We start from the raw sequence: 13,157 nt of genomic DNA, 5'->3' as shown, positions 1-13,157 counted from the left end.
ACGTAATAATTTTTTACGGGCTTCTACACCGAAAACATTAGAAGCCAATAAAGAAAGACTAGTGGAGAGGAAATATGTCCCTCAAGAAAATCGGAATCACGGTCCTTGCTCTTATTGCGATCTTCCTAATTTATACGATCGCATTTACTGAAAAAGGGATCAAACCCATCCAACCGGAAGCAACTGTTCCAGACTTAGATTACTCTGCTCTAAGTGAAGAGGCTGCAAAAGATCTACAAACTTATATCAGGATCGCAACAATAAGAGGTAGAGAGAAAGAAGGAGCACTCTTTCTAAAATCTGTCTTAGATAAGAAAGGAATTCCTTCTCGCATCATTGAATATCCTGGTAAGCCGGACAGAGCATCTCTTCTTGCCGAGTTAAAAGGTAAAGATACAACTAAAGAAGGTTTAATACTCACAAGTCATATCGATGTTGTAGAAGCGGATGCAAAAGACTGGGACGTTCCTCCATTCTCAGGAGCAAGGATAGGAGATAGAATTCATGGAAGAGGTGCAGTGGATGTTAAGGGTCTTGGCATCATGCAATTATATGCATTCTTACTTATTCATGAGAAGAAAATCCCACTCGAAAGAAACTTAATGTTCCTTGCTATCGCTGATGAAGAAAGCCGTTCAGAACACGGAGCTAGATTCTTAGTAGATAAACATAAAGAAATATTCAATGGATACGAATATGTTTGGAACGAAGGTGGAACCGGATCTAAAGACATAGCAATCAAAGGTTCTAAAGTATTCAATATACAACTCGCAGAAAAAGGCGCAGTGTGGTTGGACTTAAAAGCAAAATCTATTCCAGGACATGGAAGTACTCCTCCCGTATCTTATGCAGCAAAGTCCATGGTAGATTTTTTACAAGAGGTGCAGAACATCGGAAACAAAACGATGATCAAGGATGAGACTGCTGCATTCTTTTATTCACTTGGAGGAATCAGTAATTTTCCTGACTCGTTTGTGTTAAAAAGATCTAGGAACCCAGTACTTTTTATTATCTTAAAAGGTGTGATCAATTCTAACAGACACCTAAGAGCAATGACTAGAAACACTGTGAGTTTAACTGGTATAGATAGTCATCCGATCGGGATGAATGTGATCACTTCAGAGACAACTGGTTCATTAGACATTCGTATTCTTCCAGGACAAGATGAGAAAAAGATCTTCGAAGAAGTGAAAGCACTAGGAGAGAAGTACGGAGTAGAAGTGAGCGCTCGTCACTTAGAGTCAGGAAGTATTTCTCCAATGGACGGATTATTATTTAGAGTTCTTGCTGGTACTGTGACTGCAGTCGAACCGGGATCAATCGCCACTCCATTCTTATCACCAGGAACAACTGACAGTTCTTATCTCAGACAGATCGGATTAAAATGTTACGGACTTATTCCCGCATTACTTTCCTCGGAAGAGATAGATGGTATTCATGGTAAGAATGAGAGCATGAGTGTTCCTCAGCTTAAGATGGGAATTGAAATTTTATTCAAGTCCATCATAGAATACAATCACCAAGTCGCAAAGTAGAATGACAGAAACAGAGACAAGCCATCCGGAATTCAATCATGATCCGGATGGAATCCAAGCCGCGGTAAAATATAGATTCCCAAAAGACGCAGAGCAGATTCTTCCCTTATTTGATTGGGAACTTGTCTCTTTATTTTTAGCCTTCCTAAAAGAAAAGAACCAAGCAGGTGGATTCTTTTCCAAAAGAGATACAAACGAGATCTTAGATCGCCATGTTCTCGAATCAATCTTTCATATTTATAAGCTCTGTAATACACTTGGATCGTTTAACAAGATGAAGGTGGGAGATGCAGGGACAGGTCCGGGTATACCAGGCTTCTTCTTTCGTTGTTTAGTAGAAAAGGAAAGGCCTAAGCTAGTTCTATTAGATTCACAAAGAAGAAAACTTTCTCATACAGAAACGTTTGTGAAAGAAAACAAAATCTCAGGTGTGGAATTCCTTTTTGCAAGGGCGGAGGACTGGAAAACTGACTGGAATTTGGGTGTTTCTAGGGGATTTGTGCCCTATCCTTGGAGTGCAGAAGTCCTAAGTAGATGTATTATAAAAGAAGGATATTATGTCCCGTTTATTGGGAAAGACGAGTTTGATGCAAAGATTGAAAAGAAGATCTTAACTGATAGTGGTTTCGAAGTTATTAAAACCGTATTTTTACCCGAACTTGAATTTTTAGGCATGCGACATATTAAAGTCTTGAAAAAGGTCGGATCGGCAAGGCAAGGTATTCCTAGAGCTTGGAAGCTCCTCGAGAAGGAGAGCAAAGAATTCTATGGGAAAGATCGTATCCATCAGTAATCAAAAAGGCGGAGTAGGCAAGACTACAACCTCCATCAATCTTGCAGCAAATCTAGCTGCGATTGGCAAAAAAGTTTTAATCGTAGATTTTGATCCACAAGGCAACTCGGGATCCGGTTTAGGATTCGAGATCAATACTCTCCAAAATACTTCTTATGAACTTTTGATCGGAGAATCTTCCGCAGCAGAATGTATCAAAAGAACTGATATCGAAAATCTTCATATCATTCCTTCTAATATCAATTTGTCAGGTGCAGAAGCTGACTTATTGGGAGAAGAGAATCGTGAATATCGCCTCAAAGATGCTATCGGACATTTAAGAACAGAATATGATTATATACTGATCGATTGTCCTCCTTCTCTAGGTGTACTTACTATTAACGCATTGTCTGCAGCGGATAGTGTAATGATCACTCTTCAAACTGAATACTTCGCTTTGGAAGGGTTAACTCAGCTTATGAAGATCATTTCTTTGGTTCAGGAAAAATTGAATCCTTCTCTAGAACTTGAAGGTGTGTTGCTTACTATGTTCGATAAGAGAACCAATCTTGCTCAACAAGTGGCAGAAGATGTTAAGTCTTATTTTAAAGAAAAAGTATATACTACTGTAATCCCGAGAAACATCAAACTTTCGGAAGCTCCATCTTTCGGTAAGTCCATCCTTTCTTATGATCCGGATGGGATCGGTGCCCAAAGTTACAGAAGTCTAGCACTAGAAGTAGCCGGTAAAAATTAATGAGTGCTAGCGCAAAACCGAAAGCATTAGGAAGGGGACTCGGGAATTTAATTCCCGTTTCGGAGGAAAAATCTTTCAAGGAAGCAGGTGGAGAAGGTTCACTCAAAGAAGTAAAACTTTCCGAGATCCGTCCGAATCCTGATCAACCAAGAAGAACTTTTAATGAAGAATCTTTGCGCGAACTTGCAGAGACTATCAAGGCTCATGGAGTTATCCAACCGATCGTAGTCAAGGATACAGGTTCCGGATATGAGATTATCTCTGGAGAAAGAAGATACCGTGCATGTAAAATTGCAGGATTTATAAAAATCCCGGTAGTAGTCAAAAAAGCAAATGTACAACAAACATTGGAAATGGCTCTTATCGAAAATATCCAAAGAGAAAATCTAAATCCGATCGAAGAAGCTTTAGCTTACAAAACTCTTTCTGAAAAATCCGGATTAAAGATTACCGATATTGCATCTCGTGTCGGTAAGAACAGAGCAACCGTTTCCAACTTGATCCGTCTTTTACAATTGCCTGATTCAGTTATGGATCTGGTAAAGAACGGTAGAATATCAGAAGGTCATGCAAGACCTCTTCTATCTATTGCAGATCGTAAAAAATCGGAACAACTTGCTTATCAAATTGCCGAAAAAGGTCTGACCGTTCGTCAGGTAGAAGACATCGTTGCGAATCTTACTGAGGAAGCCCCGGTTAGAGAAAAGAAAAAATCCAAACGTAAAGAAGTAGATATTGTAGAACTTGAAAACAAGTTTCGCAAAAAGTATTCTATGAAAGTGGATATAGCTCATAACTCTTCTTCCGGAAAAGGAAAACTTAGTATTAATTATCCTAGTTTGGATGCATTACAGAAAGTTTTAGATGCTTTAGGCTTATAGTTCCTTGAATAATATTAGTTATCAAAAATAATCCATGAGCACAAACGATTCGGAATTCTATTATACTCTAAGAGTACGCTATTCCGAGATCGATGCACAAGCGGTAGTATTCAACGCTCATTATCTTACTTATTTCGATACGGCTTTGAATGAGTACATGAGATTTCTAAAGTACGATTATAAGGGTGAATTAGAGAAGAGTGGCCTGGACTTTGTAGTCACTCGCTCTCTAATCGAATACAAATCGCCAGCCAGGTTTGACGAAGAACTGAAAATTTATGTAAAAGCTGGGGAGATTAAACCTGCTAGTATTCTTTGGAATATTCAGGTTAGAAAAGTATCAGATGATACTTTAGTTTGTAATGGCGAGTTAACTTGGGCGTTTTTGTCTTTAGAATCTAGAAAGCCTGCAAAACTTCCGGAAGTGTTCAAGAATTTAGGATCTAAGGTTTGATCTTAATTCATTAGGTCTACCAACAGACCACGTATATCTTCCATTCTTTTCATTAGATCAAAAGTTGAATTTTCAGGATGAACGATAAAGTCCGCTAGAGTTTGGATCTTGTCATCTACAATCTGAACGACTTGATAGACCTTCTCCGATCCACCTCTTGCTCTAGTGCGCAAAGTTTCTAAACTTGTATTTCTATCTAGAACTTCTTTCAAGATACCTTGAACGATCCTTTTATAAACTTCTAGATTTGCGTAAGTAGGAGATTTTAAAAAATTCCTCTCAGCATCGGGAAGATCTCTCAGTAACGAATTTAGATCTCTTGTTCTTTCTTGGTTATAGGGAAGTAGATGTTCTACTAAATCAAAAAATTCACTTTTAGAATCAGGTATCTGGGAATCGGATACTGAACTGGGAACAGGTTGGTATATAGATGCATTTAGAGAAAGACCGAAGTCTCTTTTTTTACGTGATTCTGTGCGAGGGTCTTTTTGTTGAGATTGGATCTTCAATGCGTGGTCGGGTTAATCTTACAATTTCCCTCGAATTGTACTCCCTCTTCCATAACTACCTTCGGAGTGATGATATCACCTTTCATACGGCAGCTTGCGAGTAGAGTCACTCGTTCCGACGCGAATATATTCCCATTAATTTCACCGCCGGCGACGACAATACGAGCTTTAATATCCGTATCGACGATTCCGGTCTTTCCGATTAGGACTTTTCCGTCGGTTTTTATGGTTCCCCTAAAAATACCGTCAATACGTAGAAGTCCGGAAAGTTTGAAGTCTCCGCTGAATTCGGCGCCTTCGCCGATGATGCTATTTACTGCTAATTGCTCTTCTGTATGGGCCATCAGTCTTGGATCTGGTTCAAGAATGCAAAAGGATCGATCGCTCTGGTACCCACATGAATTTCATAATGAAGACTGTACTGAGGACTGTTTTCCGATTTTCCAACGAAGCCTAATACTTCGTTTTTGGAAATTTGCTGGTTCGCTTTCACTTTTACACGATCCAGATTAGAGTAAATCGTTTTCCAACCGAACTTGTGAGCTACTTTTACAAAGTATCCGGTGTTACGAGTGTATCCAATCTCGTAAACAGTTCCTGGAGCAGTTGCAACTACTTCGGATCCTGCGAAAGCTCCAATATCTAATCCGTTGTTAAAGTCTCTTCGAGCAGTAACAGGATTTAGATATTCTCCATAAGGATAAAGAACATATCCTTTTACCGGCCAAATGGACGGGGTTTGACGGATCAGACTTTTACGTTTTTTTAATATACTAATGATTTCTTGGGTAAGTTCGTTCGCTACTTTGAGATTATGAACATCTTCTTTCAGTCGGAAAACTTCTGCACCCGGTGCTAAGTTTTTATCGGAACCCAGAGAAAGTTTTTCAGCTCCGCCAATTCCCTTTGCGACTTTGGAATTATCACCGGTCAATCTTCCGTAAAGAGCACCCACATGATTATGATAGTACTCAACGTGTTCGTGAAGACCGTTGATCTCTTCTTTCATTTTTGCGGACTGACGAATGAAGTCTTGGTTGGATAAGTTCAACTCTGTAAGCTGGTGAATAGATCCTGAATGACTGAGAACGTTAATAGAACTGATAAGAAGAAGGACCAAAATTGTCCCTATGAAGATAGTGATCGCTCTATAAGAGATATGAAAGTTGATCGTCTTTTGTTCGGAGTGAGGAATCACCATGACGGTGAGACGTTCTTTACCCTTCTTATTCCAATTTGCTATTTTGATATCAAGCTTAAGCTTCAGATCTTGGTATTTATATCTGAGCCTATAATAAAGTAATGCAAGATAGGATTTAAGATTCAAGCTATTATGTCCCAAACCAACGAGTTTCCCCGTTCCGTCGTTATGCTGTAAGGATTCTAAAAAATTCTCTTTTCAGTCAATACAAATCGCGAAAACTGCCTTTTAAAAGCCGTTTTCACATGTACTCAATTATCGACACTCACTGCCACTTAGATATAATACAAGAGCAAGGGCAGGATATTGCAGAATCTTTAAAAAAAGCAAAAGAATCAGGTATAAAAAAGATCGTCCAGATCGGTATCGACCTTGAGAGTTCAATTAGAGCGAAAGGTTTATCTGAAAAATTTTCAGATGAAGAGATAGAAATATTTTATTCGATCGGTTGCCATCCAACTGAAACTCATGAATTCCCTAAAAAAGAAGAAATTTTGACATTAGTCAAAGAAAACGTGACGGATAAAAAGTTATCTGCGATCGGAGAGATCGGATTGGATTATTATCACGATGCTTCGACTAAGGCTTATCAGGCGGATGTGTTACATTCTTTCTTAGAAGCTTCCGGGCAGTATTCTCTTCCGGTAGTGATCCATTCCAGAGATGCGGCAGAAGATACTGTTTCTATTCTAAAAGAACATAGAGACAAAGCATTTGGAGTGATCCATTGTTTTACTTATGATTATCCAACAGCGAAGAAGTTAGTGGATCTAGGATATTATATTTCTTTTTCCGGAATCGTTGCTTTCAAGAATGCAAGAGATATCCAAGAGGCCGCTGAAAAACTTCCTTTAGAAAGTATGCTTATAGAAACGGATGCACCGTTCCTTGCTCCTCCACCTTTTCGTGGAAAAAGAAACGAACCTTCTTATACTAAATTCGTTTTAGAAAAGATGTTCTCACTTAGAAAAGAATCCAACTCAGAAGTAGAAAAAACTTTGTATAATAACTCCATAAAATTGACGCAAAGAAAGGCGTATCATCATGATTGATCTGAAATATATCACCGATAACACTGAAGAATTAAAATCCAATCTAGAATTAAGGGGATTTAAAGATCTCGCTGTTCTGGACCAGCTTGCTGATATTATTCACAAGCGAAAAACCCTTCAAAAAGAAGCGGATGTATTCCGTGAAGAAAGAAATAAAGCAAGTAAAGAGATCGGAAAAGTAAAACAAGCTGGCGGAGATATTGCTGCTGCTTCTGCCGCAGTAAAAGAGATCGGAGATAAGATCAAAAAGATAGAAGATGATCTTGAATCTTTCGAATCTAAACTTCTAGAAATCAATTTAGGTCTTCCTAATATCCTAGATAAAGACGTTCCTGTAGGTAAAAACGAACACGATAATAAAGTTTTGTACGAAGTAGGAGAAGTTCGAGACTATAAATTTACTCCTAAACCTCATTTCGAATTGGGAGAGGTCTTAGGTTGGTTTAATTTTGAGAAGGGAACGAAACTCGCCGGTGCAAGAGCTTACACTTATTTCGGCCTAGGAGCTAAATTAGAAAGGGCACTTGCGAACTTAATGTTGGAAACTCATACCACTGAGCACGGTTATACGGAAGTTTGGGTACCAGTAATGGTAAACGATGAATGTATGACTACGACAGGACAATATCCTAAATTTAAGGATGAATACTATAGATTAGAGAGAGATGAGCTCAATCTAATCCCTACTGCAGAAGTTCCTTTAACGAATTTATACAGGGACGAGATCATTCCGGAAGCTTCTCTACCTATTTCTATTACTGCTCATACCTCTTGCTTCAGAAGGGAAGCAGGTTCTTATGGAAAAGATACTAGGGGTCTGGTTCGAGTTCACCAATTCCAAAAAGTAGAACTTGTGAAATTTGCTCGTCCCGAAGATTCTGAAGAAGAGCATAAGAAGATGCTTTCTCACGCGGAGAATATCCTAAAAAAATTGGGCATTCGATACAGAGTGATGTTATTATGCAGCGGGGATATTTCAGCTGCTTCTTCCAAGACGTATGATTTGGAAGTTTGGATGCCAGGTTTAAATCGTTGGATGGAAATTTCTTCCGTTTCAAACTTTAAAGATTTTCAAGCAAGACGTGGTAAGATCCGCTACAAGTCTAAAGACGGCAAAAACCAATTGGTTCATACTCTAAACGGTTCCGGTTTGGCCATAGGCAGAACTTTGGCGGCCGTTATAGAAACGTATCAAAAAGAAGATGGAACGGTAGAGTTTCCTGAAGCTTTGAAAAAATATCTCTGATTTTTTCTTCGAAAAAGTATCAGGTTTTTCACTAAAAGACAGATAGTTAGAGTATGGCTTCTAAAATCCATACTCAGTTTTCTCATTCATTCAAAATCGTTTCTGTATTACTTTGTTATTTCATATTTGCAGGATTTTCTGTATCCGGCGCAGAAGATTCTGCAGTTAAAGGTAAAGTTGCTCCTTTAAAAGGAGAGATTAATACTTCTTTAAACGAATTCGGGATCAGCCTTTCTGAAGACGGAAATACTTTATATTATTATTCCAAACGTAAGAACTCCAACTATTCGGATCTTTTTAAATCTGTAAAAACCAAAGATGGTTGGAGTGGCGGTGTAGAAGTTTCCGAATTGAATTCACAATTCGACGATCAAAGTCCATTCATTATAGAAAATGAGAAGGCAATCATCTTCTCCTCTAACCGAGACGGAAGTATAGAATTCAAATTGAGCAGTGGAAAGATCGGAGTTTCGAGAGATCTATATTTCGCCACATTAAAGGATGGAAGTTGGGACAAAGCGACTAGACTTCCTTTAGAAGTGAATTCCCCAGCTATCGAAGAAAATCCATTTTTGGCAGGAAGTTATTTATTCTTCACTCGTTATCCTTTCGGGAAAGTTGCTGAGTCAGACATTTATATTTCCGAATATAAGGATGGCTCTTGGAGAAAAGCAATCCGTATGGAAAGCCCTGTGAATACGGAACATGCTGAGATAGCGGCTACTTTGAGTAGAGATAGTAAATATTTATATTTTTCTTCGAACCGCCCCGGCGGTTACGGTGGATTAGATATTTATAAAGTAGAGATTAAGGAAGACGGGACCTTCTCCCCTGCAGTAAATCTAGGACCAGTTATTAATTCATCTGGTGACGAGGCGTTCTACACCGAAACTCCTGATGGTAAGAATGCCTACTTTTGTAGGTTAGAGAAAGAAGGCGGGAATTACGATATCTACGAATTTTCTGTAAACGAATGGGAAGAATTAAAGAAGAACAAAAAAATCTCCTTGGAATCTATTCATTTTAGGACCGGTTCTTTCGAGATCGAAGAAGAGTCCTTTGAAATTTTGGATAGATTGGTCGTCTTCTTAAATGAAAATCCTTCTATAAAATTAAAAATCACAGGACATACGGATTTGCATGGGGATCTGAACGATAATTTGGAATTAAGCCGAAGTCGGGCCGGAGCTGTGAAGGATTACTTGGTCAAAAAAGGAATTTCTAAGGGTAGATTTTCCACGGACGGAAAGGGAAGTAAGGAGCCTATTTATCCAGAGAAAAACCCGGAAACGGACCGCAAAAATCGAAGGACCGAATTTCAAATTTTAGAATAGACTAAAAACTCCTTTAACAACCGGAAGATGCCGATAACCTAGGTATCATGAAAATGCGGAAGCAGTTTCAGTCGGCATTCCTTTCGGTTTTTGCCCTTTTCATCTCACTAGACTTATATTCTCAAACCAAAGTTATGCCTTCCAGATTGGACTCAATCCTTTCTAAAAAGGAATTGGTGGTTGGGGTCAATCGAGTTTACGAACCATTTTATGTACAAGATCCGAAAGATGGTTATCCAGGTTTTGATATGGAACTTGCGAAACTGTATGCGGATTATCTGGGAGTCGCGCTTAAAGTAAAACCTCTCAAAACTTTCCGCCAATTTTCGGATGAAATTGCAGCAGGCACAATCGATATCGCAATGGCTGGAATGTCCACGGATCTGAGCCGAGGAAAAACTGTTACTTTTTCGGATCCGTATCTTCTTACAACTCCTGCCGGACTTGTTAATAAACGTTCTCTTCCTCCTGAACCGGAAGGAAGTATTGTAACTACTAGAACTTTTAAATCTTTAGAGGATTTGGCTGTTTTAAATGCTCTTTCCTTCTCTGTTAGATCCAATACTACAAATCATAATTATCTTTTAAGAAGGTTCGGTAAAAACCAAATTTACAGTTATCTTTCGGATTCCATCGCGATAGATGCATTAACAAAAGGGAATGTAATTTGTTATGTTGCGGATAGTTTATACATTCTATCTTTACTACAAAAACAACCTAGTTTAAAGGCAAACTATGTGGCACTTATAAATCCTGTTATGGACGAATATATTAGCGCTGCCTTACCTTTAAACGATCTAGTCTTTGCTGATAATTTTAATTTCTTTATCAAAGAATTAAAAAGAACAGCAGTGATAGAAGGTCTTCGTTCGAAATATTTTCTAGGAAGCGGTTGGGTAAAATAATTCGTGTTGGACTCTTCGTTTCAAAAGATCCGGATTTTCGCTCTAGTAATACTGATGCTTGCTGGAGTTTCTATTTCCGCTCAGGAAGTGGAAGAAAAGACAAAGATAGATTTTCAAGGAAACTATAGGGTCCGCGGTTTTAATTTAGGAAGAGATATTTATACTTCCAGGCAAACCCCTGTAACTCCTTATAATCGTTCTGATTTTGTTCAACAATATAATAAAGACACTCTTACCAAATACCAAAATGAATTAACTGCTAGAGAGAAAGGGTATCCAAGTACTCTTAGTCCGCAAAAGGAAGATACAACTTATTACGATACAAGGATGACCTTGAATATGAACTTCTCTACTTCGAAATATTTCGAAGCATTGGTAGGTGTTCAGATAGGTGACGTTATCTTCGGGGGAAGAGGAGTTAATCAGAGTTCTAACGTAGGCCCGGGACAGGGTGGAGAGGCTACATTCAGTTCTGCAGTAAATATGCAGACGAACTTTCTTTATCTAAATTTCAAACTACCTGAGAAAAGTTTTACCGCAAGAGTTGGTCTTCAACTTTTTACTTCTGCACAAGGTAGAGTTGTGTTCATCCCGGGAACAGGAGTGAATTTAACCAAGGATATCAGAGATTGGAATACAACTGTAGAAGGTGGTTGGTTCGTAGCAAAACAAAACAATCTCACCGATTTGGATAAGAATACATACGCGGATAAAAATTACCAAGGTAGTAATGTTTACTTTTATAAGATCAAAACTAGCTTCTTTAATAATGCTAAACATGAATTGTATAGCTTTTATTTGGACGATAACCTGAGAGATGTTCAAGATGTGAACGGTGTTTACGGGTTAGTTTCTAGGACAAGCGATACGAATCAATTATTCTGGCATGGTCTATTCAACGAATTTAATTTTTCCGATTTTACATTAACGGTTCATGGAATCTATAACCACGGAACTGTAAAAGCTTTGAATCCTTATCGGGATGCTGATGGTAACGAGATCCAACAAAAGTACGATCGTTACAAGATCAAAGGTGGCTTCTTCGATATGCAATTGTCTTACAGATATGATGAATCTATAAGAATTACCGCTATGGGTTCAGGTTCTACCGGCAGACCTGGTTATGAAAAAGATGGGACTAGATCCAACTTACATGGGAACGGTTACCGAACTTTATTCCCAGGATATTCACTTTCGAACATTGCGAACGACTTTACGGGAGGTTACGCATTATTCTCCGGTAGAGATATGAGCGGTTTGTATGAGTACGGGATTTTTACCGATATAGTTTTATCCGGTCCTTTGGTCTTAACTCTAGGCTATTATAGATTGTATGGAACTAAGTCTCCACTTATGGATAATAATAGATTTTATAATGAGGAAAACTTCTATCATACGTCTGCGTACTTCGGTCAGGAATATAACCTGAACCTGAGATGGAGTGCATTTAGAGATATGCAGATCCTTTTACGTTCGGGTTATTTTATAGCAGGCAACGGTTTGAAAGCTTATCTAGATACGACCCAAGGAACAATCTTAAGAGAATTGTTCGTTACTGCAGAGCATAGATTCTAAAGTTTGAGTCTAGAGCGAATCGCTCTTCCTAAAGTATATTGGTCTGCAAGTTCTATGGAACCACCAACGGTAATACCATAAGCGATCCTAGTGACGGTTACATTAAAATTCTTTAATTGATGATTTAGATAATCCGCTGTTGCATCCCCTTCCAATGTAGGGTTTGTAGCGACTAAAACTTCTTTTAGATCTTCCGGTTCTATTCTGCTCAAAAGTTCTCTGATGCGAAGATCTTGAGGTCCTACACCTTCTAAAGGAGAGATTACACCGTTGAGTACATGGTATCTTCCTTTAAATTCGCCAGTGTTCTCTATAAAGAATACATCTTCCGGTTGTTCTACTACACAAACAGTGTGACTGTCTCTTTTTTCGGAAAGACAAAGATCACAGATCTCTTCTTCCGAGTAGGAACCGCATCGAGAACAGAAACGAATCCTTCCTTTTACTTCTGATAAACTTTGGATGAATCCATTAAAAACTGCAGGGTCCTGTCTTAATAAATGAAAACTGATACGATATGCACTTTTTCTTCCGATCCCAGGAAGAGATGAAAGCGCATTTACCATTCCTTCGATTAAATGTTCAGCCAAGGTTGCCGCCGAATAATTTAGAAATTTCAGAAAGATCTAATCCGCCGGTAATCGATTTCAATTCGTATTCTGCGGCTTGTTTTGCTTTTTGGATGGCATCGTTTGTTGCTGCCATCACTAGATCTTCTAACATTTTATTATCTTCTGAATCAAATAATGCGCGATTAATCTTTACGTCTACGATCGCTCCATCTCCGGTAGATGTAACTTGTACCATTCCGGCGCCGGCGTCACCCATGACTCTTAGGTTGGAGATCCTTTTTTTGATCTCCTCCATTTTACCGCGCATTTCTCCCATCTTGGAAAAAATTTCAGATGCATTCTTTAGATTTTCAAACATGGCTTT

Annotated in this window: 15 protein-coding genes; 10 read left to right on the top strand and 5 right to left on the bottom strand. The window is 38.6% G+C overall.

Features of this window, described 5'->3' with window-relative positions; translation table 11 throughout:
- Positions 1-74: 74 nt before the first annotated feature.
- From EHO58_RS02135 to EHO58_RS02115, 5 genes are read left to right on the top strand one after another with little or no spacing between them, the layout of a single operon-like run.
- On the top strand, positions 75-1,535 hold the full coding sequence (locus EHO58_RS02135) for a M20/M25/M40 family metallo-hydrolase (RefSeq protein WP_135627942.1): 1,461 nt from the start codon (positions 75-77) through the stop codon (positions 1,533-1,535).
- Between the two features lies 1 nt (position 1,536).
- On the top strand, positions 1,537-2,328 hold the full coding sequence (locus tag EHO58_RS02130) for an RsmG family class I SAM-dependent methyltransferase (RefSeq protein WP_135627943.1): 792 nt from the start codon (positions 1,537-1,539) through the stop codon (positions 2,326-2,328).
- Positions 2,303-3,064, top strand: coding sequence for a ParA family protein (locus tag EHO58_RS02125; RefSeq protein WP_086447618.1), 762 nt, complete (start codon positions 2,303-2,305; stop codon positions 3,062-3,064). The genes EHO58_RS02130 and EHO58_RS02125 overlap by 26 nt, the downstream gene beginning before the upstream one ends.
- Positions 3,064-3,945: a ParB/RepB/Spo0J family partition protein gene (locus tag EHO58_RS02120; RefSeq protein ID WP_135627944.1), complete on the top strand. Its 882-nt coding sequence runs from the start codon at positions 3,064-3,066 to the stop codon at positions 3,943-3,945. Before EHO58_RS02125 ends, EHO58_RS02120 begins: the two co-directional genes overlap by 1 nt.
- Before the next feature lie 34 nt (positions 3,946-3,979).
- Positions 3,980-4,399: an acyl-CoA thioesterase gene (locus EHO58_RS02115; RefSeq protein WP_135678325.1), complete on the top strand. Its 420-nt coding sequence runs from the start codon at positions 3,980-3,982 to the stop codon at positions 4,397-4,399.
- A 2-nt stretch (positions 4,400-4,401) separates the two neighbouring features.
- Here EHO58_RS02115 and EHO58_RS02110 read toward each other — a convergent pair whose 3' ends face one another.
- From EHO58_RS02110 to EHO58_RS02100, 3 genes are read right to left on the bottom strand one after another with little or no spacing between them, the layout of a single operon-like run.
- Positions 4,402-4,908 (bottom strand): YaaR family protein, encoded by a 507-nt coding sequence (locus tag EHO58_RS02110; RefSeq protein WP_135627946.1) that lies wholly within the window; start codon positions 4,906-4,908, stop codon positions 4,402-4,404.
- Entirely contained in the window at positions 4,905-5,252 is a 348-nt protein-coding gene (locus EHO58_RS02105) for a bactofilin family protein (RefSeq protein WP_008589609.1), read from the bottom strand. The genes EHO58_RS02110 and EHO58_RS02105 overlap by 4 nt, the downstream gene beginning before the upstream one ends.
- Complete coding sequence (locus tag EHO58_RS02100; RefSeq protein ID WP_135678322.1) at positions 5,252-6,235, bottom strand: M23 family metallopeptidase; 984 nt, start codon at positions 6,233-6,235, stop codon at positions 5,252-5,254. The genes EHO58_RS02105 and EHO58_RS02100 overlap by 1 nt, the downstream gene beginning before the upstream one ends.
- Positions 6,236-6,354: 119 nt before the next feature.
- On the opposite strand from EHO58_RS02100, the gene EHO58_RS02095 reads away from it, so the two are divergent.
- From EHO58_RS02095 to EHO58_RS02075, 5 genes are read left to right on the top strand one after another with little or no spacing between them, the layout of a single operon-like run.
- Positions 6,355-7,161, top strand: coding sequence for a TatD family hydrolase (locus EHO58_RS02095; RefSeq protein ID WP_135678320.1), 807 nt, complete (start codon positions 6,355-6,357; stop codon positions 7,159-7,161).
- Complete coding sequence (gene serS / locus EHO58_RS02090; RefSeq protein ID WP_135678316.1) at positions 7,154-8,407, top strand: serine--tRNA ligase; 1,254 nt, start codon at positions 7,154-7,156, stop codon at positions 8,405-8,407. Before EHO58_RS02095 ends, serS begins: the two co-directional genes overlap by 8 nt.
- A gap of 53 nt (positions 8,408-8,460) precedes the next feature.
- Complete coding sequence (locus EHO58_RS02085; protein WP_135678314.1) at positions 8,461-9,741, top strand: OmpA family protein; 1,281 nt, start codon at positions 8,461-8,463, stop codon at positions 9,739-9,741.
- Between the two features lie 47 nt (positions 9,742-9,788).
- Positions 9,789-10,646 carry a substrate-binding periplasmic protein gene (locus tag EHO58_RS02080; protein ID WP_425269420.1) on the top strand — a complete coding sequence of 286 codons (858 nt, stop codon included), beginning with the start codon at positions 9,789-9,791 and terminating at the stop codon, positions 10,644-10,646.
- A gap of 54 nt (positions 10,647-10,700) precedes the next feature.
- On the top strand, positions 10,701-12,221 hold the full coding sequence (locus EHO58_RS02075; protein ID WP_208728703.1) for a hypothetical protein: 1,521 nt from the start codon (positions 10,701-10,703) through the stop codon (positions 12,219-12,221).
- On the opposite strand, the gene recR is transcribed toward EHO58_RS02075, so the two are convergent.
- Entirely contained in the window at positions 12,218-12,811 is a 594-nt protein-coding gene (gene recR, locus EHO58_RS02070; protein ID WP_100704916.1) for a recombination mediator RecR, read from the bottom strand. The genes EHO58_RS02075 and recR overlap by 4 nt on opposite strands.
- Positions 12,804-13,151 carry a YbaB/EbfC family nucleoid-associated protein gene (locus tag EHO58_RS02065; RefSeq protein ID WP_086447627.1) on the bottom strand — a complete coding sequence of 116 codons (348 nt, stop codon included), beginning with the start codon at positions 13,149-13,151 and terminating at the stop codon, positions 12,804-12,806. The genes recR and EHO58_RS02065 overlap by 8 nt, the downstream gene beginning before the upstream one ends.
- Positions 13,152-13,157: the final 6 nt, after the last annotated feature.

The organism is Leptospira selangorensis (assembly GCF_004769405.1).
Lineage (GTDB): Bacteria > Spirochaetota > Leptospiria > Leptospirales > Leptospiraceae > Leptospira_B > Leptospira_B selangorensis.
This window is presented reverse-complemented; position numbering and strand designations above follow the sequence as displayed.

Coding starts and splice junctions, on each gene's coding strand:
- EHO58_RS02135 (WP_135627942.1), top strand. CDS start 75: ATGTCCCTCAAGAAAATCGGAATCACGGTCCTTGCTCTTATTGCGATC.
- EHO58_RS02130 (WP_135627943.1), top strand. CDS start 1,537: ATGACAGAAACAGAGACAAGCCATCCGGAATTCAATCATGATCCGGAT.
- EHO58_RS02125 (WP_086447618.1), top strand. CDS start 2,303: ATGGGAAAGATCGTATCCATCAGTAATCAAAAAGGCGGAGTAGGCAAG.
- EHO58_RS02120 (WP_135627944.1), top strand. CDS start 3,064: ATGAGTGCTAGCGCAAAACCGAAAGCATTAGGAAGGGGACTCGGGAAT.
- EHO58_RS02115 (WP_135678325.1), top strand. CDS start 3,980: ATGAGCACAAACGATTCGGAATTCTATTATACTCTAAGAGTACGCTAT.
- EHO58_RS02105 (WP_008589609.1), bottom strand. CDS start 5,252: ATGGCCCATACAGAAGAGCAATTAGCAGTAAATAGCATCATCGGCGAA.
- EHO58_RS02095 (WP_135678320.1), top strand. CDS start 6,355: ATGTACTCAATTATCGACACTCACTGCCACTTAGATATAATACAAGAG.
- serS (WP_135678316.1), top strand. CDS start 7,154: ATGATTGATCTGAAATATATCACCGATAACACTGAAGAATTAAAATCC.
- EHO58_RS02085 (WP_135678314.1), top strand. CDS start 8,461: ATGGCTTCTAAAATCCATACTCAGTTTTCTCATTCATTCAAAATCGTT.
- EHO58_RS02080 (WP_425269420.1), top strand. CDS start 9,789: ATGAAAATGCGGAAGCAGTTTCAGTCGGCATTCCTTTCGGTTTTTGCC.
- EHO58_RS02075 (WP_208728703.1), top strand. CDS start 10,701: ATGCTTGCTGGAGTTTCTATTTCCGCTCAGGAAGTGGAAGAAAAGACA.
- EHO58_RS02065 (WP_086447627.1), bottom strand. CDS start 13,151: ATGTTTGAAAATCTAAAGAATGCATCTGAAATTTTTTCCAAGATGGGA.